Source organism: Salmonella sp. 32031103-2018-00083-FB-01-SM-01 (genome assembly GCF_017571995.1).
Classification (GTDB): Bacteria; Pseudomonadota; Gammaproteobacteria; order Enterobacterales; family Enterobacteriaceae; genus Salmonella; species Salmonella enterica.
In genome coordinates, this window is the sequence record NZ_JAGEQL010000007.1 from 55,835 (window position 1) to 79,680 (window position 23,846).

Annotated in this window: 24 protein-coding genes and 2 tRNA genes; 18 read left to right on the top strand and 8 right to left on the bottom strand. The window is 54.1% G+C overall.

The window, feature by feature from the left end:
• Positions 1 to 49: 49 nt before the first annotated feature.
• Together secG and J4614_RS18815 are read left to right on the top strand one after the other, a co-directional pair.
• Positions 50 to 382, top strand: a complete 333-nt coding sequence (gene secG / locus J4614_RS18810) for a preprotein translocase subunit SecG (protein WP_000272680.1) — start codon at positions 50 to 52, stop codon at positions 380 to 382.
• 13 nt (positions 383 to 395) lie between these two features.
• A tRNA-Leu gene (locus J4614_RS18815) sits at positions 396 to 482 on the top strand.
• Between the two features lie 197 nt (positions 483 to 679).
• On the opposite strand, the gene argG is transcribed toward J4614_RS18815, so the two are convergent.
• A complete protein-coding gene (gene argG / locus J4614_RS18820) occupies positions 680 to 2,023 on the bottom strand; it encodes an argininosuccinate synthase (RefSeq protein ID WP_001527949.1) in 1,344 nt (447 codons plus the stop codon).
• A 343-nt stretch (positions 2,024 to 2,366) separates the two neighbouring features.
• On the opposite strand from argG, the gene J4614_RS18825 reads away from it, so the two are divergent.
• The 12 genes from J4614_RS18825 (at position 2,367) to mtr (ending at position 16,159) form a co-directional block, all read left to right on the top strand.
• Positions 2,367 to 2,443, top strand: a tRNA-Met gene (locus tag J4614_RS18825).
• Positions 2,444 to 2,650: 207 nt separating this feature from the next.
• Positions 2,651 to 3,103 carry a ribosome maturation factor RimP gene (gene rimP, locus J4614_RS18830; protein ID WP_000105461.1) on the top strand — a complete coding sequence of 151 codons (453 nt, stop codon included), beginning with the start codon at positions 2,651 to 2,653 and terminating at the stop codon, positions 3,101 to 3,103.
• 27 nt (positions 3,104 to 3,130) lie between these two features.
• On the top strand, positions 3,131 to 4,633 hold the full coding sequence (nusA, locus tag J4614_RS18835; RefSeq protein ID WP_001031038.1) for a transcription termination factor NusA: 1,503 nt from the start codon (positions 3,131 to 3,133) through the stop codon (positions 4,631 to 4,633).
• Between the two features lie 24 nt (positions 4,634 to 4,657).
• On the top strand, positions 4,658 to 7,336 hold the full coding sequence (gene infB / locus J4614_RS18840) for a translation initiation factor IF-2 (protein WP_000133064.1): 2,679 nt from the start codon (positions 4,658 to 4,660) through the stop codon (positions 7,334 to 7,336).
• A 220-nt stretch (positions 7,337 to 7,556) separates the two neighbouring features.
• On the top strand, positions 7,557 to 7,958 hold the full coding sequence (gene rbfA / locus J4614_RS18845) for a 30S ribosome-binding factor RbfA (protein WP_001040208.1): 402 nt from the start codon (positions 7,557 to 7,559) through the stop codon (positions 7,956 to 7,958).
• The gene (truB, locus tag J4614_RS18850) at positions 7,958 to 8,902 is read left to right on the top strand and encodes a tRNA pseudouridine(55) synthase TruB (protein WP_023137152.1); all 945 of its coding nucleotides are present in this window, start codon (positions 7,958 to 7,960) and stop codon (positions 8,900 to 8,902) included. The genes rbfA and truB overlap by 1 nt, the downstream gene beginning before the upstream one ends.
• A 150-nt stretch (positions 8,903 to 9,052) precedes the next feature.
• A complete protein-coding gene (rpsO, locus tag J4614_RS18855) occupies positions 9,053 to 9,322 on the top strand; it encodes a 30S ribosomal protein S15 (RefSeq protein ID WP_000059465.1) in 270 nt (89 codons plus the stop codon).
• A gap of 241 nt (positions 9,323 to 9,563) precedes the next feature.
• The gene (gene pnp, locus J4614_RS18860; protein ID WP_001670767.1) at positions 9,564 to 11,699 is read left to right on the top strand and encodes a polyribonucleotide nucleotidyltransferase; all 2,136 of its coding nucleotides are present in this window, start codon (positions 9,564 to 9,566) and stop codon (positions 11,697 to 11,699) included.
• A 109-nt stretch (positions 11,700 to 11,808) separates the two neighbouring features.
• Positions 11,809 to 12,693: a lipoprotein NlpI gene (nlpI, locus tag J4614_RS18865; protein WP_000802069.1), complete on the top strand. Its 885-nt coding sequence runs from the start codon at positions 11,809 to 11,811 to the stop codon at positions 12,691 to 12,693.
• 105 nt (positions 12,694 to 12,798) lie between these two features.
• Positions 12,799 to 12,879, top strand: coding sequence for a protein YrbN (yrbN, locus tag J4614_RS18870; protein ID WP_010723222.1), 81 nt, complete (start codon positions 12,799 to 12,801; stop codon positions 12,877 to 12,879).
• Positions 12,872 to 14,761, top strand: coding sequence for an ATP-dependent RNA helicase DeaD (gene deaD / locus J4614_RS18875; protein ID WP_000807248.1), 1,890 nt, complete (start codon positions 12,872 to 12,874; stop codon positions 14,759 to 14,761). The genes yrbN and deaD overlap by 8 nt, the downstream gene beginning before the upstream one ends.
• A 153-nt stretch (positions 14,762 to 14,914) precedes the next feature.
• On the top strand, positions 14,915 to 16,159 hold the full coding sequence (mtr, locus tag J4614_RS18880; protein ID WP_208293283.1) for a tryptophan permease: 1,245 nt from the start codon (positions 14,915 to 14,917) through the stop codon (positions 16,157 to 16,159).
• Positions 16,160 to 16,249: 90 nt separating this feature from the next.
• Here the strand turns inward: mtr and J4614_RS18885 are convergent, their stop codons facing one another.
• The 3 genes from J4614_RS18885 to J4614_RS18895 form a co-directional block, all read right to left on the bottom strand.
• A complete protein-coding gene (locus tag J4614_RS18885; protein WP_000130432.1) occupies positions 16,250 to 17,257 on the bottom strand; it encodes an LLM class flavin-dependent oxidoreductase in 1,008 nt (335 codons plus the stop codon).
• Positions 17,258 to 17,433: 176 nt separating this feature from the next.
• Positions 17,434 to 18,330 (bottom strand): U32 family peptidase, encoded by an 897-nt coding sequence (locus tag J4614_RS18890; protein ID WP_001663052.1) that lies wholly within the window; start codon positions 18,328 to 18,330, stop codon positions 17,434 to 17,436.
• The gene (locus J4614_RS18895; RefSeq protein ID WP_000421309.1) at positions 18,321 to 19,316 is read right to left on the bottom strand and encodes a peptidase U32 family protein; all 996 of its coding nucleotides are present in this window, start codon (positions 19,314 to 19,316) and stop codon (positions 18,321 to 18,323) included. Before J4614_RS18895 ends, J4614_RS18890 begins: the two co-directional genes overlap by 10 nt.
• A 216-nt stretch (positions 19,317 to 19,532) precedes the next feature.
• Here J4614_RS18895 and J4614_RS18900 point away from each other — a divergent pair, with 216 nt between their 5' ends.
• Complete coding sequence (locus J4614_RS18900) at positions 19,533 to 20,057, top strand: SCP2 domain-containing protein (RefSeq protein ID WP_000884721.1); 525 nt, start codon at positions 19,533 to 19,535, stop codon at positions 20,055 to 20,057.
• Entirely contained in the window at positions 20,051 to 20,554 is a 504-nt protein-coding gene (locus J4614_RS18905; protein WP_000908562.1) for an N-acetyltransferase, read from the top strand. Before J4614_RS18900 ends, J4614_RS18905 begins: the two co-directional genes overlap by 7 nt.
• On the opposite strand, the gene J4614_RS18910 is transcribed toward J4614_RS18905, so the two are convergent.
• Positions 20,541 to 20,858, bottom strand: coding sequence for a GIY-YIG nuclease family protein (locus J4614_RS18910; RefSeq protein WP_000928379.1), 318 nt, complete (start codon positions 20,856 to 20,858; stop codon positions 20,541 to 20,543). The genes J4614_RS18905 and J4614_RS18910 overlap by 14 nt on opposite strands.
• A 37-nt stretch (positions 20,859 to 20,895) precedes the next feature.
• On the opposite strand from J4614_RS18910, the gene J4614_RS18915 reads away from it, so the two are divergent.
• A complete protein-coding gene (locus J4614_RS18915) occupies positions 20,896 to 21,339 on the top strand; it encodes a YhbP family protein (protein ID WP_000380407.1) in 444 nt (147 codons plus the stop codon).
• Here the strand turns inward: J4614_RS18915 and yhbO are convergent.
• The gene (gene yhbO, locus J4614_RS18920; RefSeq protein ID WP_000037599.1) at positions 21,319 to 21,837 is read right to left on the bottom strand and encodes a protein/nucleic acid deglycase; all 519 of its coding nucleotides are present in this window, start codon (positions 21,835 to 21,837) and stop codon (positions 21,319 to 21,321) included. The two genes, J4614_RS18915 and yhbO, sit on opposite strands and share 21 nt — an antisense overlap.
• Before the next feature lie 130 nt (positions 21,838 to 21,967).
• Between yhbO and J4614_RS18925 the strand changes: the two genes are divergently transcribed.
• Positions 21,968 to 22,603 carry an NAD(P)H-binding protein gene (locus tag J4614_RS18925; RefSeq protein ID WP_001530791.1) on the top strand — a complete coding sequence of 212 codons (636 nt, stop codon included), beginning with the start codon at positions 21,968 to 21,970 and terminating at the stop codon, positions 22,601 to 22,603.
• A gap of 66 nt (positions 22,604 to 22,669) precedes the next feature.
• Here J4614_RS18925 and dolP read toward each other — a convergent pair whose 3' ends face one another.
• Positions 22,670 to 23,245: a division/outer membrane stress-associated lipid-binding lipoprotein gene (dolP, locus tag J4614_RS18930; RefSeq protein ID WP_000643280.1), complete on the bottom strand. Its 576-nt coding sequence runs from the start codon at positions 23,243 to 23,245 to the stop codon at positions 22,670 to 22,672.
• A gap of 9 nt (positions 23,246 to 23,254) precedes the next feature.
• Entirely contained in the window at positions 23,255 to 23,845 is a 591-nt protein-coding gene (gene diaA / locus J4614_RS18935) for a DnaA initiator-associating protein DiaA (protein ID WP_000893481.1), read from the bottom strand.
• Position 23,846: the final 1 nt, after the last annotated feature.

The following is a 23,846-nucleotide window of genomic DNA, read 5'->3' on the forward strand; positions in this document are numbered from 1 at the left end:
ATTGGTAGAAGCATTGGTACGCGGCAACTCCGCAAGGAACAGGTTGATTATGTACGAAGCTCTTTTAGTTGTTTTCCTTATTGTGGCAATTGGCCTTGTAGGTCTGATCATGCTGCAGCAAGGTAAAGGCGCTGATATGGGAGCCTCCTTCGGAGCAGGCGCTTCCGCTACGCTATTTGGTTCAAGTGGTTCTGGTAACTTCATGACCCGAATGACGGCGGTATTGGCGACGCTGTTCTTCATCATCAGTCTGGTGTTGGGTAATATCAATAGCAATAAAACCAATAAAGGAAGCGAGTGGGAAAATCTGAGCGCGCCGGCGAAGACCGAGCAGACTCAACCTGCTGCACCGGCCCAGCCGACCAGCGATATCCCGCGCTAATAGCAGTATCCGTGCCGAGGTGGTGGAATTGGTAGACACGCTACCTTGAGGTGGTAGTGCCCAATAGGGCTTACGGGTTCAAGTCCCGTCCTCGGTACCAATATTCCGAAAGAAAGACGCTGAAAAGCGTCTTTTTTTTTCGTTTGTTATTTGTGGTTGTCTGTAGGTCGGATAAGACGTTACGCCGCCATCCGACATTATTACAACCCATGATGGCGCTACGTTTATCAGGCCAACAGACACCTTATATTCCGCGCATAAAAAAGGCCACTTTCGCGGCCTTAAAATGATAAATGTTTACTTCGCTTTGTTTTCCAGATTCTCAACCTGCGGCAGACCGGTCGCGGAAGAGGCGGTTAACAGACCCGCTTTCGCGTAGCCGAACAGTTTCTCGCGGGTATCGGTAATGTCCAGATTACGCATCGTCAACTGACCGATACGATCGTCCGGTGAGAATACGGACTCGCCTTTCTCCATGGTCAAACGTTCTGGCTTATAGGTCAGGTTGTCTGACACGGTGTTCAGGATGGAGTAGTCGTTGCCGCGACGCAACTCGAGTGTGACCTCACCGGTAATCTGGCTGGCGACCCAGCGTTGCAGGCCGTCACGCAGCATCAGCGCCTGCGAGTCGAACCAGCGGCCCTGATACAGCAGTTTACCCAGCTGACGACCATGAGAATGATACTGTTCAATGGTGTCTTCGTTGTGAATACCGGTCAGCAGACGCTCGTAAGCGATGTGCAGCAGCGCCATTCCGGGGGCTTCATAAATACCGCGGCTTTTTGCTTCAATGATGCGGTTTTCAATTTGGTCGCTCATGCCCAGGCCGTGACGGCCACCGATGCGGTTCGCTTCCAGCATCATCTCAACATCATCGCTGAAGGTTTTACCGTTCAGGGCAACAGGGTGACCCTGCTCGAAACGGACGGTCACAACTTCTGCCGGGATCTTCACGCTTTCGTCCCAGAACTTCACGCCCATAATCGGGTTGACGATCTTGACGCTGGAGTTAAGAAACTCCAGATCTTTCGCTTCGTGCGTCGCGCCGAGCATGTTGGAGTCGGTGGAGTAGGCTTTTTCAACGGACATCTTATAGTCGAAACCGCAGGCAATCATAAATTCAGACATCTCATGGCGACCACCCAGCTCATCGATAAAGTCGGTATCCAGCCACGGTTTGTAAATCTGTAATTCAGCATTCGTCAGCAGGCCGTAACGATAGAAACGTTCAATATCGTTGCCTTTATAGGTGCTGCCGTCGCCCCAGATATTTACGCCGTCTTCTTTCATCGCGGCGACCAGCATCGTGCCGGTGACGGCACGGCCCAGCGGGGTGGTGTTGAAATAGGTCAGGCCGCCGGTTGTGTTGTGGAAAGCGCCGCACTGAATCGCTGCGATCCCTTCTGCAACCAACTGCTTGCGGCAATCAATCAGGCGAGCATTCTCTGCGCCATACTCCATTGCGCGACGAGGAATGGCGTCATAGTCATCCTCATCCGGTTGTCCCAGATTCGCAGTATAGGCATATGGGACAGCTCCTTTTTGTCGCATCCACAGCAGTGCGGCGCTGGTGTCCAGACCGCCGGAAAAAGCGATACCAATACGTTGACCTGCTGGAAGATGCTTAAGAATCGTCGTCATAGAATAGAACCCTGCTTGATTGACTGATAATGAGATCGGTTTCTGCTTTAGTGCATTTTTATGCAAAATAAATGAGTTTTCATTTAATCATCTTTTAGCAGAGACAGGAAGCGTTTAGTGAAGGTTTACTGAAATAACGTTGTGAAATGCGTGTATAAGCCGGAGAGATGGGATGAGTATAACGAAGAGTGATATTCATTCATCTGCATATTGGGAATAGGGTTGACATAACTCATGCCTGGTCACTATACTGTGCGCAGATTTTACGTCCCGTCCTCGGTACCAAATCCCAGCAGTATTTGCATTTTTTACCCAAAACGAGTAGAATTTGCCACGTTTCAGGCGCGGGGTGGAGCAGCCTGGTAGCTCGTCGGGCTCATAACCCGAAGGTCGTCGGTTCAAATCCGGCCCCCGCAACCACTTTCCCTTAGAGTTCTTTTTCAAATATACTGTGAAGATTATGTCCTTCGTAGCTGGATTTGAAAAAAATTCTTTCGGAAGGTACACCAGACCGCCGTTGCGGTTATAGGGTTCAGTTATCTAAAGCCCCGATTTATCGGGGTTTTTTGTTATCTGACTACAGAATAACTGGGCTTTAGGCCCTTTTTTTATGTCTTGGGGGTGGGCTTGTCCACATTAGAGCAAAAATTAACAGAGATGATTACAGCGCCAGTTGAAGCCTTAGGCTACGAGCTGGTCGGCATCGAATTTATTCGCGGTCGCACATCCACACTGCGCATCTATATTGATAGTGAAGATGGCATCAATGTTGATGATTGTGCTGATGTGAGCCACCAGGTAAGCGCGGTGCTGGACGTTGAAGATCCTATCTCCGTGGCTTACAACCTTGAAGTCTCGTCACCGGGTCTCGACCGTCCTATGTTCACTGCCGATCACTATGCGCGTTTCCAGGGTGAAGAAGTCGCGCTGGTTCTTCGCATGGCGGTACAGAACCGTCGCAAGTGGCAGGGCATTATCAAAGCGGTGGACGGTGAAATGATTACCGTCACAGTCGAAGGCAAAGATGAAGTGTTCGCGCTGAGTAATATCCAGAAGGCGAACCTGGTTCCCCACTTTTAACAGTCTGGATGAGGTGAAAAGCCCGCGATGAACAAAGAAATTTTGGCTGTTGTTGAAGCCGTCTCCAACGAAAAAGCGCTGCCACGCGAAAAAATTTTTGAAGCGCTGGAAAGTGCGCTGGCGACAGCAACAAAGAAAAAATATGAGCAGGAGATCGATGTTCGTGTAGAAATCGATCGTAAAAGCGGTGATTTTGATACTTTCCGCCGTTGGTTGATCGTTGAAGAAGTGACCATGCCGACGAAGGAAATTACGCTGGAAGCGGCGCGTTTTGAAGACGAAAGCCTGAATGTCGGCGACTATGTTGAAGATCAGATTGAATCTGTCACCTTTGACCGTATCACCACGCAGACTGCGAAACAGGTTATCGTACAGAAGGTCCGTGAAGCTGAACGGGCGATGGTTGTCGATCAGTTCCGCGACCAGGAAGGCGAAATCGTCACTGGCGTGGTGAAGAAAGTGAACCGCGACAATATCTCTCTGGAAATTAAATCCGAAGGGATGGCCGGTAACGCTGAAGCGGTGATTCTGCGTGAAGATATGCTGCCGCGCGAAAACTTCCGCCCTGGCGACCGTATTCGCGGCGTGCTGTATGCTGTTCGCCCGGAAGCGCGTGGCGCGCAGCTGTTCGTCACCCGTTCCAAGCCGGAAATGCTGATCGAACTGTTCCGCATCGAAGTGCCGGAAATCGGCGAAGAAGTGATTGAAATTAAAGCGGCGGCTCGCGATCCGGGTTCTCGTGCGAAAATCGCAGTGAAAACCAACGATAAACGTATCGATCCGGTCGGCGCTTGCGTGGGGATGCGCGGCGCGCGCGTTCAGGCGGTTTCTACCGAACTGGGCGGTGAGCGTATCGATATCGTGCTGTGGGATGATAACCCGGCGCAGTTCGTCATTAATGCGATGGCACCGGCAGACGTCGCGTCTATCGTGGTGGACGAAGATAAACATACCATGGATATCGCCGTTGAAGCCGGTAATCTGGCGCAGGCGATCGGACGTAATGGTCAGAACGTCCGCCTGGCTTCGCAATTGAGCGGCTGGGAACTCAACGTAATGACCGTTGATGACTTGCAGGCTAAACATCAGGCTGAAGCACATGCCGCTATCGAGATCTTTACTAAATATCTTGATATTGATGAAGAGTTCGCGACCGTTCTGGTAGAAGAAGGTTTCTCCACGCTCGAAGAACTGGCCTATGTGCCAATGAAAGAACTGCTGGAAATTGACGGCCTTGATGAGCCGACCGTTGAAGCACTGCGCGAGCGTGCTAAAAACGCACTGGCCACTCTGGCGCAGGACCAGGAAGCAAGCCTCGGTGATAACAAACCGGCTGACGATCTGCTGAATCTGGAAGGATTAGATCGCGATATGGCTTTCAAACTGGCGGCTCGTGGTGTTTGTACGCTGGAAGATCTCGCCGACCAGGGCATTGATGATCTGGCTGATATCGAAGGGTTGACCGACGAAAAAGCCGGTGAGCTGATTATGGCTGCCCGTAATATTTGCTGGTTCGGCGACGAAGCGTAATAAACTGTAGCAGGAAGGAACAGCATGACAGATGTAACCCTAAAAGCGCTGGCCGCAGAGAGACAGGTTTCCGTGGATCGCCTGGTACAGCAGTTTGCTGATGCAGGTATCCGGAAATCTGCTGACGACTCTGTGTCCGCACAAGAAAAACAGACTTTACTGGCGCACCTGAACCGCGAAGCGGTTTCTGGTCCCGATAAACTGACGCTGCAGCGTAAGACGCGCAGTACCCTGAATATTCCAGGTACCGGTGGAAAAAGTAAATCGGTACAAATCGAAGTCCGCAAGAAGCGCACCTTTGTGAAACGCGATCCGCAAGAGGCTGAACGCCTGGCCGCGGAAGAGCAGGCGCAGCGTGAAGCGGAAGAGCAAGCCCGTCGTGAGGCAGAAGAACAGGCCAAACGCGAGGCGCAACAAAAAGCTGAACGCGAGGCCGCAGAACAAGCTAAGCGTGAAGCCGCTGAAAAAGCGAAACGTGAAGCTGCGGAAAAAGACAAAGTGAGCAATCAACAGACTGACGATATGACCAAAACCGCCCAGGCCGAAAAAGCCCGCCGTGAGAATGAAGCTGCAGAGCTGAAGCGTAAAGCGGAAGAAGAAGCACGTCGCAAACTCGAAGAAGAAGCGCGTCGTGTAGCAGAAGAAGCTCGCCGCATGGCGGAAGAAAACAAATGGACCGCAACGCCTGAGCCAGTAGAAGACACCAGTGACTATCATGTCACCACTTCTCAGCACGCGCGCCAGGCCGAAGACGAAAACGATCGTGAAGTTGAAGGCGGTCGTGGTCGTGGCCGTAATGCAAAAGCGGCGCGTCCGGCGAAAAAAGGCAAACATGCCGAATCCAAAGCCGATCGCGAAGAAGCGCGTGCTGCGGTTCGCGGCGGTAAAGGCGGCAAGCGTAAAGGGTCTTCTTTACAGCAAGGCTTCCAGAAGCCCGCTCAGGCCGTTAACCGCGACGTGGTGATCGGTGAAACCATCACCGTTGGCGAACTGGCGAACAAGATGGCGGTGAAAGGTTCTCAGGTCATCAAAGCGATGATGAAGCTGGGCGCCATGGCCACCATCAACCAGGTCATCGACCAGGAAACCGCACAGCTGGTTGCCGAAGAGATGGGCCACAAAGTTATCCTGCGTCGTGAAAACGAACTGGAAGAAGCGGTAATGAGCGACCGTGATACCGGCGCTGCGGCTGAACCGCGCGCACCGGTTGTGACCATCATGGGCCACGTTGACCACGGTAAAACCTCTCTGCTGGACTACATTCGTTCCACGAAAGTAGCCTCTGGCGAAGCGGGCGGCATTACCCAGCACATCGGTGCTTACCACGTTGAAACTGACAACGGGATGATCACCTTCCTGGACACCCCGGGCCACGCCGCATTTACTTCTATGCGTGCTCGCGGCGCCCAGGCAACGGATATCGTGGTTCTGGTGGTAGCGGCAGACGACGGCGTGATGCCGCAGACTATCGAAGCTATCCAGCACGCGAAAGCGGCAGGTGTGCCGGTCGTGGTTGCGGTGAACAAAATCGATAAGCCGGAAGCGGATCCGGATCGCGTTAAGAACGAACTGTCCCAGTACGGCATTCTGCCGGAAGAGTGGGGCGGCGAGAGCCAGTTCGTTCACGTGTCTGCGAAAGCAGGTACCGGTATTGACGAACTGCTTGATGCTATCCTGCTGCAGGCCGAAGTTCTGGAACTGAAAGCGGTACGCAAAGGTATGGCGAGCGGCGCGGTGATCGAATCCTTCCTGGATAAAGGTCGTGGTCCGGTGGCTACCGTTCTGGTACGCGAAGGTACGCTGCATAAGGGCGATATCGTGCTGTGTGGCTTCGAATACGGCCGCGTGCGTGCGATGCGTAACGAACTGGGTCAGGAAGTGCTGGAAGCGGGTCCGTCCATTCCGGTGGAAATCCTCGGCCTGTCCGGCGTTCCGGCTGCCGGTGACGAAGTGACCGTAGTTCGCGACGAGAAGAAAGCGCGTGAAGTGGCTCTGTATCGTCAGGGTAAATTCCGTGAAGTTAAACTGGCTCGTCAGCAGAAATCTAAACTCGAGAACATGTTCGCCAACATGACCGAAGGCGAAGTTCACGAAGTGAACATCGTGCTGAAGGCTGACGTACAGGGTTCTGTGGAAGCGATTTCCGACTCTTTGCTGAAACTGTCTACCGACGAAGTGAAAGTGAAGATCATCGGTTCTGGCGTAGGTGGTATCACCGAAACCGACGCGACCCTGGCTGCGGCGTCCAACGCCATTCTGGTGGGCTTCAACGTTCGTGCTGATGCCTCTGCGCGTAAAGTGATCGAATCTGAAAGCCTGGATCTGCGTTACTACTCCGTCATCTATAACTTGATCGACGAAGTGAAAGCGGCGATGAGCGGTATGCTGTCTCCGGAACTGAAACAGCAGATCATCGGTCTGGCTGAAGTGCGCGATGTGTTCAAATCGCCGAAATTCGGCGCGATCGCGGGCTGTATGGTTACCGAAGGTACGATTAAACGTCATAACCCAATCCGCGTTCTGCGTGACAACGTGGTTATCTATGAAGGCGAGCTGGAATCCCTGCGCCGCTTCAAAGATGACGTTAACGAAGTCCGTAACGGCATGGAATGTGGTATCGGCGTGAAGAACTACAACGACGTTCGCGTTGGCGATATGATCGAAGTATTCGAGATTATCGAGATCCAACGTACTATCGCTTAATCTTCGTCGTCTTTTGGGCCGCAACGGCGTTGGCTGCGCTCGCTCACCCCGGTCACATAGTTATCTATGCTCCCGGGGATTTACGAGCTTGCCGCCTTGTTGCAATCCAAAATCCTTAGAAGATGATTAGGCGTAGGCCGGGTAAGCGAAGCGCCACCCGGCAAGAAATTTAAAAAGGGGCTTATGGCCCCTTTTTTGTCTTTATTCTGGAGAATTTATTATGGCGAAAGAATTTGGTCGCCCTCAGCGCGTAGCGCAAGAGATGCAGAAAGAGATCGCGCTCATCCTGCAACGCGAAATCAAAGATCCACGTGTAGGTATGATGACCACCGTATCGGGTGTTGAAATGTCCCGCGATCTGGCATACGCCAAAGTATTCGTGACGTTCCTCAACGATCAGGACGAAGCGGCTGTGAAAAACGGCATTAAGGCCCTGCAGGAAGCGTCTGGTTTCATCCGCAGCTTGCTGGGTAAAGCGATGCGTCTGCGCATCGTACCGGAACTGACCTTCTTCTACGACAACTCGCTGGTGGAAGGGATGCGTATGTCCAACCTGGTGACTAACGTGGTGAAACATGACGAAGAACGTCGTGTGAACCCGGACGACAGCAAGGAGGACTGATGAGTCGTCCTCGTCGTCGTGGCCGCGACATTCACGGCGTGCTGCTGCTGGATAAGCCGCAGGGTATGTCCAGCAATGACGTGCTGCAGAAAGTTAAGCGCATCTACAATGCCAACCGCGCCGGGCATACCGGCGCGCTGGACCCGCTGGCGACCGGCATGTTGCCGATTTGCCTCGGCGAAGCGACAAAATTTTCGCAGTACCTGCTGGATTCTGACAAACGCTATCGTGTTATTGCCCGTCTGGGGCAGCGCACGGATACCTCTGACGCCGATGGTCAAATCGTGCAGGAGCGTCCGGTGACTTTCAGCGCTGAGCAGCTTGCGAGCGCGCTGGAGACCTTTCGTGGGGATATCGAACAGATTCCGTCGATGTATTCGGCGCTGAAGTATCAGGGCAAGAAGCTGTACGAATATGCCCGCCAGGGTATCGAAGTGCCGCGCGAAGGCCGCCCGATTACCGTCTATGAGCTGCTGTTTATTCGCCATGAAGGTAACGAGCTGGAGCTGGAAGTTCACTGCTCCAAAGGCACCTATATTCGTACCATTATTGATGATTTAGGTGAGAAACTGGGCTGTGGCGCGCACGTAACGTACCTGCGTCGTCTGACGGTCAGCAAGTATCCGATTGAGCGAATGGTGACGCTGGAGCACTTGCGCGAGCTGGTAGCACAGGCGGAACAGCAGGGCGTTCCGGCGGCGCAGTTGCTCGATCCATTATTGATGCCAATGGACAGTCCAGCTTCGGACTATCCTGTTGTTAATCTGCCGTTAACATCTTCGGTATACTTCAAGAATGGCAACCCGGTTCGTACCTCGGGCGCGCCGTTGAAGGGACTGGTTCGTGTGACGGAAGGTGAAGACGATAAATTTATCGGTATGGGCGAAATTGACGACGAAGGCCGTGTCGCGCCTCGTCGGCTGGTAGTAGAGTACCCAGCGTAATGTCGCTTCGTCTTGCGATAAGAGAGCGCTGCGAGTAGAATACCGCCGCTTAACGTCGCGTAAATTATTTAACAGTTTACACGGCGTACACTGGGATCGCTGAATTAGAGATCGGCGTCCTCTCATTCTTAAATACTTTGGAGTTTTAAAATGTCTCTAAGTACTGAAGCTACAGCTAAAATCGTTTCTGAGTTCGGTCGTGACGCAAACGACACCGGTTCTACCGATGTTCAGGTTGCTCTGTTGACTGCACAGATTAACCACCTGCAGGGTCACTTTGCAGAGCATAAAAAAGATCACCACAGCCGTCGTGGTCTGCTGCGTATGGTTTCTCAGCGTCGTAAACTGCTCGACTACCTGAAACGTAAAGATGTTGCACGCTACACCGCGCTGATTGAGCGTCTGGGTCTGCGTCGCTAATTCTTTCGAGTTTCAGAAAGAGGGGGCCTTCATGGCCCCTTTTTTCCAGCAGATGGCAGCAATTCGCTGGAAACTAATGTATTGTTGCTATGAATGATCTTCCGTTGCAGAGGTTCGCGCGGCTAATGAGAGGCTTTACCCATATCAGGGTTAGGGTTGTCATTAGTCGCGAGGATGCGCAGAAGATCGGGTATTAACGACGGCGCGTATTATGCCGTCAAAAATTGGAAAGGATATTATTTTGCTTAATCCGATCGTTCGTAAATTCCAGTACGGTCAGCATACCGTTACGCTGGAAACTGGCATGATGGCGCGTCAGGCCACTGCCGCTGTTATGGTAAGCATGGATGACACCGCCGTATTCGTTACCGTTGTCGGCCAGAAAAAAGCCAAGCCAGGCCAGGACTTCTTCCCACTGACCGTTAACTATCAGGAGCGTACCTACGCTGCTGGTCGTATCCCGGGCAGCTTCTTCCGTCGTGAAGGCCGTCCAAGCGAAGGCGAAACCCTGATCGCGCGTCTGATTGACCGCCCGGTTCGTCCGCTGTTCCCGGAAGGCTTCGTTAACGAAGTGCAGGTTATCGCGACCGTCGTTTCCGTTAACCCGCAGGTTAACCCGGATATCGTGGCGATGATCGGCGCATCTGCTGCGCTGTCGCTGTCCGGCATTCCGTTCAACGGCCCAATCGGCGCGGCGCGCGTAGGTTACATCAATGACCAGTACGTGCTGAACCCGACCCAGGACGAGCTGAAAGAAAGCAAGCTGGACCTGGTGGTTGCCGGTACCGAAGCGGCTGTGCTGATGGTGGAATCCGAAGCTGAACTGCTGAGCGAAGACACTATGCTGGGCGCGGTGGTATTCGGTCACGAGCAGCAGCAGGTTGTTATCCAGGCGATCAACGATCTGGTGAAAGAAGCCGGTAAACCACGTTGGGACTGGCAGCCGGAAGCCGTCAACGACGCGTTGAACGCGCGTGTTGCTGCGCTTGCTGAATCTCGTCTGAGCGACGCGTACCGCATCACCGATAAACAAGAACGCTATGCTCAGGTTGACGTAATCAAATCCGAAACCATCGAGCAGCTTATTGCAGAAGATGAAACTCTGGATGCTAACGAGCTGGGCGAAATCCTGCACGCTATTGAGAAAAACGTGGTGCGTAGCCGCGTACTGGCAGGCGAGCCGCGTATTGATGGCCGTGAAAAAGACATGATCCGTGGTCTGGACGTGCGCACTGGCGTGCTGCCGCGTACTCACGGTTCCGCTCTGTTTACCCGTGGTGAAACGCAGGCGCTGGTTACCGCGACTCTGGGTACTGCTCGTGACGCGCAGGTGCTTGATGAACTGATGGGCGAGCGCACTGACAGCTTCCTGTTCCACTACAACTTCCCTCCGTACTCCGTAGGCGAAACCGGCATGGTCGGTTCTCCGAAGCGTCGTGAAATTGGTCACGGTCGTCTGGCGAAGCGCGGCGTGCTGGCAGTGATGCCGGACATGGATAAATTCCCGTACACCGTTCGCGTGGTGTCTGAAATCACCGAATCCAACGGTTCTTCCTCTATGGCTTCCGTGTGCGGCGCTTCTCTGGCGCTGATGGACGCTGGCGTGCCAATTAAAGCCGCCGTAGCAGGTATCGCTATGGGTCTGGTGAAAGAAGGCGACAACTACGTTGTACTGTCTGACATTCTGGGCGACGAAGATCACCTGGGCGATATGGACTTCAAAGTGGCGGGTTCCCGCGACGGTATCTCTGCGCTGCAGATGGATATCAAAATTGAAGGTATCACCAAAGAGATCATGCAGGTTGCGTTGAACCAGGCTAAAGGCGCGCGTCTGCACATCCTGGGCGTGATGGAACAGGCGATCAACGCGCCGCGCGGCGATATCTCTGAATTTGCGCCGCGTATCCATACCATCAAGATCAGCACGGACAAGATCAAAGACGTGATCGGTAAAGGCGGTTCTGTGATCCGCGCGCTGACTGAAGAGACCGGCACCACCATCGAAATCGAAGATGACGGTACTGTGAAGATCGCGGCGACCGACGGTGAAAAAGCGAAATACGCTATCCGTCGTATCGAAGAGATTACTGCGGAGATCGAAGTCGGCCGTATCTACAATGGTAAAGTGACCCGTATCGTTGACTTTGGCGCGTTTGTTGCCATCGGCGGCGGTAAAGAAGGTCTGGTTCACATCTCTCAAATCGCGGATAAGCGTGTAGAGAAAGTGACCGACTATCTGCAGATGGGTCAGGAAGTCCCGGTTAAAGTTCTGGAAGTTGACCGCCAGGGCCGTGTACGTCTGAGCATTAAAGAAGCAACCGAGCAGTCTCAACCTGCGGCTGCGCCGGAAGCTCCGGCGAGCGAACAGGCCGAGTAAGGTAGCCTTTTGCCCTCCGCAGCGCGGAGGGCTTTAGACCTGGCTGGACGCCTTGTTGAGCCACCGGGGAACAGGACGTTCATTCAATCGTTGTCTTCGGGAGTGGGAAATGAAGCCTTTTTTGCGCTGGTGTTTCGTTGCGACAGCACTTACGCTTGCAGGATGCAGTAATTCCGCCTGGCGTAAAAGTGAAGTCCTCGCAGTACCATTGCAACCGACTTTACAGCAGGAAGTGATTCTGGCGCGTATGGAACAGATTCTTGCCAGTCGGGCTTTAACCGATGACGAACGCGCACAGCTTTTATATGAGCGCGGAGTGTTGTATGATAGTCTTGGTTTGAGGGCATTAGCGCGAAATGATTTTTCACAAGCGCTGGCAATCAGACCGGATATGCCTGAAGTATTCAATTACTTAGGCATTTATTTAACGCAGGCAGGCAATTTTGATGCTGCCTATGAAGCGTTTGATTCTGTACTAGAGCTTGATCCAACTTACAACTACGCGCACTTAAACCGCGGTATCGCATTGTATTACGGCGGCCGTGATAAGTTAGCGCAAGATGATCTGCTGGCGTTTTATCAAGACGATCCCAATGATCCTTACCGCAGCCTGTGGCTGTATCTTGTTGAGCAGAAGCTTAATGAGAAGCAGGCGAAAGAAGCGTTAAAAGCACGCTTCGAAAAATCGGATAAAGAGCAATGGGGATGGAACATTGTCGAGTTCTACCTGGGCGACATTAGCGAAGCAACGCTGATGGAAAGGCTCAAGGCGGACGCAACGGATAACACCTCGCTCGCTGAGCATCTCAGTGAAACCAACTTCTATTTAGGTAAGTATTACCTAAGTCTGGGGGATTTGGACAGTGCCACGGCTCTGTTCAAACTGGCGGTGGCCAACAACGTTCATAACTTTGTTGAGCACCGATACGCATTGTTGGAATTATCGCTCCTGGGCCAGGACCAAGATGACCTGGCAGAATCGGACCAGCAATAGCTGACGAACATATCAGCCCGTAATCTTTTTGATTGCCATCACCTTCGCGGGTGAGGGCGTTGTTGTTCGTTAATACACCTACTTTGAGCCGGTTCACACTTTTCAATGAAAATTGCAGATCAATTTCATGATGAGTTATGTAGACTGGCCGCCATTAATTTTGAGGCACACGTACTACATGGCTGAATTCGAAACCACTTTTGCAGATCTGGGGCTGAAGGCTCCTATCCTTGAAGCCCTTACCGATCTGGGTTACGAAAAACCATCTCCAATCCAGGCAGAGTGCATTCCGCATCTGCTGGGCGGTCGCGACGTGCTGGGCATGGCCCAGACCGGTAGCGGCAAAACCGCAGCGTTCTCTTTACCGCTGCTCAACAATCTTGATCCTGAGCTGAAGGCACCTCAGATTCTGGTGCTGGCGCCAACCCGCGAACTGGCGGTACAGGTTGCCGAAGCCATGACGGATTTCTCTAAACACATGCGCGGCGTAAACGTGGTTGCCCTGTACGGCGGTCAGCGTTATGACGTGCAGTTACGCGCCCTGCGTCAGGGGCCGCAGATCGTTGTCGGTACGCCGGGACGTCTGCTTGATCACTTAAAACGCGGCACCCTCGACCTCTCTAAACTGAGTGGTCTGGTGCTGGATGAAGCCGACGAAATGCTGCGTATGGGCTTCATCGAAGACGTTGAAACTATTATGGCGCAGATCCCGGAAGGTCATCAGACCGCTCTGTTCTCCGCCACTATGCCGGAAGCGATTCGTCGCATTACCCGCCGCTTTATGAAAGAGCCGCAGGAAGTGCGCATTCAGTCCAGCGTGACTACCCGTCCTGACATCAGCCAGAGCTACTGGACTGTCTGGGGTATGCGTAAAAACGAAGCGCTGGTGCGTTTCCTGGAAGCGGAAGACTTTGATGCGGCGATTATCTTCGTGCGTACCAAAAACGCGACCCTGGAAGTAGCAGAAGCGCTGGAACGTAGCGGCTACAACAGCGCCGCGTTGAATGGCGATATGAACCAGGCGCTGCGTGAGCAGACTCTGGAACGCCTGAAAGATGGTCGTCTGGACATCCTGATCGCCACCGACGTTGCGGCACGTGGTCTGGACGTTGAACGTATCAGCCTGGTGGTGAACTACGATATTCCGATGGACTCCGAGTCCTACGTTCACCGTATCGGTCGTACCGGCCGTGCGGGTCGCGCCGGTCGCGCGCTGCTGTTCGTTGAGAACCGCGAGCGTCGTCTGCTGCGCAACATCGAACGCACCATGAAGCTGACCATTCCGGAAGTGGAACTGCCGAACGCAGAACTGCTGGGTAAACGCCGTCTGGAAAAATTCGCCGCGAAAGTTCAGCAGCAACTGGAAAGCAGCGATCTGGATCAGTACCGTGCGCTGCTGGCGAAAATCCAGCCGTCTGCTGAAGGCGAAGAGCTGGATCTCGAAACGCTGGCCGCCGCACTGCTGAAAATGGCGCAGGGCGAGCGTCCGCTGATTCTGCCGCCGGATGCGCCGATGCGTCCTAAGCGTGAATTCCGTGACCGTGATGACCGTGGTCCGCGCGATCGTAATGACCGTGGCCCGCGTGGCGACCGTGAAGAACGTCCGCGTCGTGAACGTCGTGACGTTGGCGATATGCAGTTATACCGCATTGAAGTGGGCCGTGATGACGGCGTTGAAGTTCGTCATATCGTGGGCGCTATCGCTAACGAAGGCGACATCAGCAGCCGTTACATTGGTAACATTAAGCTGTTCGCGTCTCACTCCACCATCGAGCTGCCGAAAGGTATGCCGGGCGAAGTGTTGCAGCACTTCACGCGTACCCGCATTCTGAACAAGCCGATGAATATGCAGCTGTTGGGTGATGCGGTTCCGCACGCGGGCGGCGAACGTCGCGGCGGTGGTCGTAGCTTCAGTGGCGAACGTCGTGAAGGCGGTCGTAATTTCAGCGGCGAACGTCGTGAAGGTGGTCGTGGTGATGGTCGTCGCTTCAGCGGCGAACGTCGTGAAAGCCGTGGTCCGCGTCGTGATGACTCTACCGGTCGCCGTCGTTTCGGCGGTGATGCGTAACTCGCGCTGACCTGCGCATTCACAGCGTAAAGTAAAATATACAGCCCCGATCGTCACAATCGGGGCTTTTTTTATTTCTTTTGTACTCGTGTACTGGTACAGTGCAGCGTATTGAGAGATAGTCACACTATAAATGACTGGAGAGAGAGCTGAATGGCAACACTTACCACCACCCAAACGTCACCTTCGCTGCTTGGCGGCGTGGTGATTATCGGCGGCACCATCATTGGCGCGGGGATGTTCTCCCTGCCGGTGGTCATGTCCGGGGCGTGGTTCTTCTGGTCGATGGCGGCGCTGGTCTTTACCTGGTTTTGTATGCTGCACTCCGGGCTAATGATCCTCGAAGCCAACCTTAACTACCGCATTGGTTCGAGTTTCGACACCATCACCAAAGATCTGTTGGGGAAAAGCTGGAACATTGTCAACGGCATTTCTATTGCCTTTGTGCTCTACATCCTGACTTACGCCTATATCTCGGCGAGCGGCTCGATTCTGCATCATACCTTTGCTGAGATGTCGCTGAACGTTCCGGCGCGAGCGGCAGGTTTTGCCTTTGCGCTGCTGGTGGCGTTTGTTGTGTGGCTGAGTACGAAGGCGGTCAGTCGGATGACGGCGATTGTGCTGGGCGCGAAAGTGATTACTTTCTTCCTGACCTTCGGCAGCCTGTTAGGGCATGTTCAGCCTGCCACGTTGTTTAACGTGGCTGAAAGCCATGCGTCATATACGCCGTACCTGCTGATGACGCTGCCATTTTGTCTGGCCTCTTTTGGTTATCACGGTAACGTACCGAGCCTGATGAAATATTACGGCAAAGATCCGCGCACCATCGTCAAATGCCTGATTTATGGGACGTTACTGGCGCTGGCGCTCTATTCCGTCTGGCTGCTGGGGACGATGGGCAACATCCCGCGTCCGGAATTTATCGGCATTGCGCAGAAAGGCGGCAATATTGATGTGCTGGTACAGGCGTTGAGCGGCGTGCTGAACAGTCGCAGCCTGGATCTGCTGCTGGTGGTGTTCTCTAACTTTGCGGTCGCCAGTTCCTTCCTCGGCGTGACGCTGGGGCTGTTTGACTATCTGGCGGATCTGTTTGGCTTTGATGACTCGGCAATGGGGCGTTTTAAAACGGCGCTGCTGACCTTCGTACCGCCGATTGTCGGTGGCCTGCTGTACCCGAACGGTTTTCTGTATGCCATTGGTTATGCAGGTTTAGCTGCAACTATCTGGGCGGCCATTGTGCCTGCGCTGTTGGCGCGTAAATCTCGCAAACGTTTCGGCAGCCCGAAATTCCGCGTCTGGGGCGGCACGCCGATGATTGTACTGATTCTGGTCTTCGGTGTCGGCAACGCGGTTATCCATATTCTGTCGAGCTTTAATTTGCTGCCGGTGTACCAGTAACGTTATTGTGCCGGATGGCGGTTGCACCTTATCCGGCCTACTTGATGCTGTAGGCCCGGTAAGCGAAGCGCCACCGGGCAAAACAACGCACTACCCCAACAATTCCTGCTTCACATCCATCGCCAAATCAAACGAATGCAGCCGCGCCTGATGATCGAAAATCTGCCCGTTTACCATAATTTCATCCGCCTGGGTCTCCCGCAGGATGGATTCCAGCCCGTGGCGGACTTTCGCCTTATCACCGACCAGCGACATACTCAGCGCCTGTTGCACGCCATACTGCTCGGATGGCGACCAGAAGGTCTCCATATTCTCAATCGGCGGCGGCAGTTGGCCGGTTTCCCCACGGCGTAGCTTCACAAAAGCCTGTTGCATGGAGGTAAACAGGAATTCGGCGTCGCGGTTGCTGTCGGCGGCGATAATATTGATACACACCATCGCGTACGGTTTTTCCAGCCGCGCTGAAGGTTTGAACTGGGTACGGTACAGATGCAGCGCCTGGAACAACATATCCGGCGCGAAATGCGAAGCAAAGGCGAACGGCAGGCCAAGCTGGGCCGCCAACTGTGCGCTATACAGGCTGGAGCCCAACAGCCAGACCGGGATCTTCTCGCCGTAGCCGGGAACCGGGCGCACATGCGGATTAGGGTCGCGAGCGTCGAACCAGTCCACCAGCTCTGCGACATCGCGTGGAAAGTTATCGATATCGCCGCTCATATGGCGACGCAGCGCGCGCATCGTCGGCTGATCGCTACCCGGCGCGCGTCCCAACCCTAAGTCGATACGTCCCGGGTAGAGCGTATTCAGCGTGCCGAACTGCTCGGCAATCACCAGCGGTGAATGGTTAGGCAGCATCACGCCGCCGGAGCCAAGATGTAATGTTGTGGTATTGGCCGCCAGATAACCAATCAATACCGAGGTCGCCGCGCTGGCGATACCGGTCATGTTGTGATGTTCCGCCAGCCAGTAGCGGTGATAGCCGCGCTTTTCAGCCAGCCGTGCGAGATCAAGCGAGTGCGTGAAGGCTTCTTTTGCCGAAGATCCTTCAGGGATCGGTGCCAGATCCAGCACCGAGAACGGAATAGTTTTGTCAGTCATAACGGCTCACTTTGTTACCGGTTAATCTTTTAATACTGCATTAAAGATTAGCGAATGTTGTTAACAAAGTGAGCTTTATGAGACTGACGGCAAAACAATGCCCGATAGCGCTGCGCTTATCGGGCCTACGGGAGCGCTATTTGTAGGCCCGATAAGGTCTTTATGCCGCCATCCGGCTAGGCCTGTAGCTCCAGCCCGGCCAGCCGCTTCCAGTAGCCGTTGCAGTCACTATGGGAGGCAAGCGGTAATGGCGCACCGCCGTTTTCGTTAGCGCGAAAGGCATCAAGCATGGCAAATGTCTCCGTACCCAACGGCGACAGCCGCACGATATCGACCAATCCCTGCATCGACGTCAGTTCGTTGCCAAGGTTATAGACATAGCCGCTCATGGTCTGAATACCGTTAAGCACAAACACCTGCTGATTCTCTTGCGAGAGCACGTCACGACCGTTTGGATACTTGATACAGCAGGTTTCGCACTCATCTTTCGGGCGGTCTTCCGAACGGGCGGTAAAGCAGCGAGCGGAGTAGGCCAGCGGCAGATGCCCGTAGCTCAACACTTCCACTTCAAACTGATTGCGGATGCCCAGTTCATCGCACTGATTAAGCAAATTCACCAGCCAGTCGCGGGACAGCTCCACCGGCATACACCAGCGTACCATGCCTTCTTTCAGCAACCGGCGCAGCGTGACCGCGTTGTAGCAATTCAGCGCATGGCCGGCGACAAACGGCAGTTTGCGCTCGGCGCACAGATTCACCACGCCAAGATCGCTGGCTTCCAGCAGAAAATCGCCGTTGTCCACATAGCGTTTCAGCTCGCTTAATTCAGATGACGCCTGTACCAGCGCCAGGGTGGAGAGCGCCACCTGCTTACCGCTGGCGGCGAGGGATTTCGCCATTTCCAGCCAGTCGCCGACTTTGGTCGCGCGACGCTTGCTGCACACCGCTTCGCCCAGATAAATGACATCAGCGCTGCTTTTTGCGGCCTGCTGATAAAAATCTTCCAGCGTCTCTTTCGGCCAGTAATAAAGCACCGGTCCTAAGGAATATTTCATAGCTCCTCTCACTGCCATTTACGGTGATATGCGCCAAGCGTGGTTTGAGTGCCTTCGGACATCGCGCCGAGCGTCTCCATCCAGTCGCGCTGTGGAACGAAGTTTTGCGGGGCGGCTTTGCAGCGATCGATCGCCTGGCGCCACACTTTCGCCACCTGGCTGACATAGGCCGGGCTGCGCTGACGGCCTTCGATCTTCACCGAAGCGATGTTCGCCGCCATGAGCTCCGGCAGCAGTTCCAGCGTGTTCAGGCTGGTTGGCTCCTCCAGCGCGTGATAGCGCTCGCCGTCCACTAAATAGCGGCCTTTACACAGCGTTGGGTAGCCCGCGTTTTCGCCATCCTGGTAACGGTCAATCAGGACATCATTCAGGCGCGATTCCAGCCCCTGCGGCGTTTGCTGCCAGCGAACAAAGCGGGCGGGCGAGCAGGCGCCGACGGTATTGGGCGACTCCCCCGTCAGGTAAGAAGAAAGATAGCAGCGACCTTCCGCCATAATGCACAGGCTGCCAAACGCGAATACCTCCAGCGGCACCGGCGTGACGCGGGCCAGTTGTTTTACCTGGTGAATCGACAGTACACGTGGCAGTACTACGCGGTGGACATCAAAGTTGCGGTGATAAAAGCGAATCGCCTCTTCGTTGGTTGCCGAGGCCTGAACGGAAACATGGCGCTCAATATGCGGGTAACGCTCTGCGGCATATTCCAGCATAGCGAGGTCGGCGAGAATCAGCGCGTCGGCGCCAAGCTGCGCCGCCATATCCACGGCGCGCTGCCAGCGAGCATAGCCGTCCGGATGCGCAAAAGTATTAATGGCGATGTGTAATTTGCGGCGATGCTGGTGAACAAAACTCACCGCTTCCTGCAATTTTTTTTCGGTAAAGTTAAGGCCGGCAAAATGACGGGCATTGGTATCGTCTTTTAACCCGATATAAACGGCGTCAGCGCCGTTTTCGATGGCCGCCTTCAGCGCCGGGAGATTTCCGGCAGGGCAGAGCAGCTCCATAATTTATCCTGAGGGTTACGTCTGAGACGCAAAATTGTTAACGAACAGGGATTTTAGTTAACCTTGCTGCGACAATTTTTGATTTAAGGCAGTTAAAGGCGTATTGGTAACACCAATAATGGGGTAGAAAATCAGACCCAATTGTTGATTTACGCCGCCATGTGATTTATTGGATATGGCAAAATAACAGGACTATTGAAACAGGGAGTAAAGCTCGTGTTAGATAAACTGCGTTCACGCTTAGTCCATGCTGGCCCGTCTCTGATGAGTGTACCGGTTAAACTGACGCCCTTTGCGCTAAAGCGCCAGGTTCTGGAACAGGTTCTGAGCTGGCAGTTTCGTCAGGCGCTGGCCGATGGAGAGCTGGAATTCCTCGAAGGTCGTTGGTTAAGCATTCATGTTCGTGACATCGACTTAAAATGGTATACCACGGTTGAAAATGAAAAGCTGATCGTTAGCCAGCAGGCGGATGCTGACGTCAGTTTTAGCGCCGACGCCAGCGATCTGCTAATGATAGCTGCCCGTAAACAGGACCCGGATACGCTCTTTTTCCAGCGTCGACTGGTCATTGAAGGCGATACTGAGTTAGGGTTGTATGTGAAGAATCTGATGGACGCCATCGAACTGGAGCAGATGCCGAAAGCGTTACGCGTTATGCTGCTGCAACTGGCGGATTTTGTTGAGGCGGGTATGAAAAACTCGCCGGAAACCAAACAGACCTCGGTAGGTGAACCATGCTAATTCGAGTAGAAATTCCCATTGATGCGCCTGGTATTGATGCGCTGTTACGCCGTTCATTCGAAAGCGATGCGGAAGCGAAGCTGGTTCACGATTTGCGTGAAGATGGTTTTCTGACGCTCGGACTGGTGGCCACGGATGATGAAGGCCAGGTGGTGGGCTATGTCGCCTTTAGTCCGGTTGATGTGCAGGGCGAAGATTTACAGTGGGTCGGCATGGCGCCGCTGGCGGTCGATGAAAAGTATCGCGGGCAAGGGCTGGCGCGCCAGTTAGTGTATGAAGGGCTGGATTCGCTCAACGAGTTCGGCTACGCGGCGGTCGTGACGTTGGGCGACCCGGCGTTATATAGCCGCTTCGGTTTTGAACTGGCCGCGCATTACGATCTTCACTGCCGTTGGCCCGGTACGGAAAGCGCTTTCCAGGTACACCGTTTGGCTGAGGATGCGCTGGAAGGCGTGACGGGGCTGGTGGAGTATCACGACCACTTCAATCGTTTTTAAGCACCGGCGTTTGCAGGCTGGACAGCAGCGCCTCAAACGCTTCGCGTTCCGTCACAAGGCGCTCCTTCTGGCGCTTTGTGAGCTGTTTGATGCGATACTCTATGCGCAGGGCCAGCGAGCGATCGCCGACCTGCGCCGCAAACGCCAGCGTTAACTCGCCTTTTCCCCGTAATGCTTTTGCGCCTTTTCCCGTTTGATGCTGCCTGTAACGACGCGCCACATCGGTGGTTATTCCGGTGTAAAGCGCATTGTCTGCAGTACGAATCAGATACAGATACCAGGGTGTCATTGTCGCCATCAGCATGATAATTTTCAGGTTCCCAGTATAAGCGAGAATAAAGATGGACACACTTACCGCTATTGGCCGTTGGCTGGCGAAACAACACGTGGTGACCTGGTGCGTACACCATGAGGGAGAGCTGTGGTGCGCCAATGCGTTTTATTTGTTCGATGCGCAAAACGTCGCGCTGTATCTGTTAACGGATGATAAAACCCGCCATGCGCAAATGTCCGGCGCGTGCGCGCCAGTTGCGGGAACGGTCAATGGTCAGCCGAAAACGGTGACGCGCATTCGCGGCGTGCAGTTTAAAGGGGTAATTCGCCGTCTGGAGGGGCAGGAGAGCGACGCCGCGCGTAAAGCTTACCTTCGTCGCTTCCCGGTCGCCAGGGTGCTGCCAGCGCCGGTATGGGAAATCCGGCTGGATGAGATTAAATTCACCGACAACACGCTGGGGTTTGGTAAAAAACTGCACTGGTTACGCGACTCACGCGCCCAGCAGGCGTAGTGCCTCGCGGTTAAATGCCGGCAGGTCGTCAGGCGTGCGGCTGGTCACCAGCTGATCTTTATCGACGACGACTTCCTGATCGTAAAATTCCGCGCCCGCATTCTTCACATCGATAATAATCGGTTTCACCGCCGTGAGTTTGCGGCCACGAATGACATCGGCGCTGATCAACAACTGCGGGCCGTGGCAAATGGCAAAAACCGGTTTACCGCTGTTAACGAAATCGCGGGTAAAATCCACGAAACGGCTGTCGCCGCGCAGGTAGTCCGGCGAATGACCTCCCGGCAATAGCAAGGCGTCGAACTCGTCGGGACGAACGTCATCAATAGCCTTATCAATGGTGACGCTGGCCTCGCCTTTTTTTCCTTTCACCGTTTTACCCGCCTCTTTTTCGATGGTGATGACCTCATGGCCGGCCTGACGGAATTCTGCTGCCGGCGAGGTAAATTCTGAATCTTCAAATTCATCGGTAATCAAAACGGCAATTTTCTTACTCATGCGTTTCCTCCGCAGTGGTGGCGTCGGGTAAGGCAAATTTTCCACAATGATGGATACTTACCTCGTAGACTATTAAGCCTGGTCGATAGGGCCGAGAGTGCAAGGTGGACAAATCTGTAAAGGAGCGAGGATGAGTCAGGTACTGATTACCGGCGCGACCGGACTGGTCGGCGGACATCTGCTGAGAATGTTAATCAACACGCCGCAGGTGAGCGCTATCGCCGCGCCGACGCGTCGTCCGCTGACGGATATTGTCGGCGTTTATAACCCTCACGATCCGCAGCTTACCGACGCGTTAGCTCAGGTGACCGACCCGGTAGATATTGTTTTTTGCTGCCTGGGCACGACCCGGCGTGAAGCGGGAAGTAAAGCGGCGTTTATTCATGCGGATTATACGCTGGTGGTTGATACCGCGCTGACCGGGCGTCGGCTGGGCGCGCAGCACATGTTGGTGGTCAGCGCAATGGGAGCAAACGCGCACTCTCCGTTTTTCTACAATCGGGTGAAAGGAGAAATGGAGGAGGCGTTAATCGCGCAAAATTGGCCTCGTTTGACGATTGCCCGGCCTTCTATGCTGCTCGGCGACAGAACAACGCGGCGGGTGAATGAAACGCTTTTCGCTCCGCTATTTCGGCTGTTGCCAGGAAACTGGAAATCGATTGATGCGCGGGATGTGGCGCGGGCCATGCTGGCGGAAGCGCTGGCGCCAGCACAAGAAGGCGTGACGATTCTGACCTCATCGCAACTGCGGGAAAAAGCGGAGTAGCGAAGCCGGATGATTTACCGGATGGCGACGCGGTTTACACATTTTTATCGCCACCCGGCACACCGGTTACTTAATATACGTAAAGGCGGTGGTTACGCGTTTCACGCCGCTCACCCTGCTGGCGATGTCTGCTGCCGCTTTACCTTCACGTTCAGTCACCAGGCCCAGCAGGAACACTTCGCCATTTTCGGTGGTGACTTTCACATTTGACGATTTTACCTGATCGCTGGTCAGTAGCTGTGAGCGAACTTTCGTGGTGATCCAGGTATCGTTAGAGGCGGTCCCCAGGCCGATAGGCTGACCCTGGCGAATCTCGTTATAGACCTCGGTGGTGCCTTCAACGCCCATCGCTATCTGTTTCGCGCGTGCGGAGAGTTCGCTGTTTGGCGACTGACCCACTAACAAAACTTTGCCCTGATAAGCCGTGACATTGATGCGCGTCTCTTTTTTGATTTGCTCATCTTTCGACAGCGCGCTGCTGACACGCAGTTCCAGCGTTCCGTCATCCACCTGGGTGCCCACGCTACGCGGGTCGGTTGCGGCTTTGGTGCCGACGGCTGCCGTACCCACTACCGCGGCGGCGACGCAACCTTGCAATAGCAACGCAGAAATAAGGACTGCGAGCGGCGAAAATGCCTTCATGTGTACTCCTTAATCATCCTGGTGAGGAAAAAGCGTGTTATCGATCAAATCGCACAGGCAGTTTACCGTCAGCATATGCATTTCCTGAATGCGCGCGCTGTGGTGTGAAGGGATACGAATTTCAACATCCTGCGGCCCTAATAGTCCGGCCAGCTCACCCCCGTCATACCCGGTTAGCGCCACAATGGTCATGTCACGTGTGACGGCTGCTTCAACGGCTTTTACGATATCGCGACTATTACCACGCGTAGAGATCGCCAATAAAACATCGCCTGCATGTCCCAGCGCCCGGACTTGTTTTGCATAAACTTCATCGTGCAGGCGATCGTTAGCGATCGCAGTTAAGACCACATTATCGGTATTTAGTGCAATGGCGGGTAAACTGGGTCGCTCCGTTTCAAAGCGGTTAATCATGCTGGCAGCAAAATGCTGTGCGTTGGCCGCGGACGTCCCGTTTCCACAACAGAGGATTTTGTTGCCGTTAAGCAGGGAATGAACCAGCGTCATGGCGGCGCGGGAAATGGCATCCGGAAGCGCTTCCGCCGCAGCAATTTGAGTTTGAATGCTTTCTGTAAAGCAAACTTTGATTCTTTCGAGCACG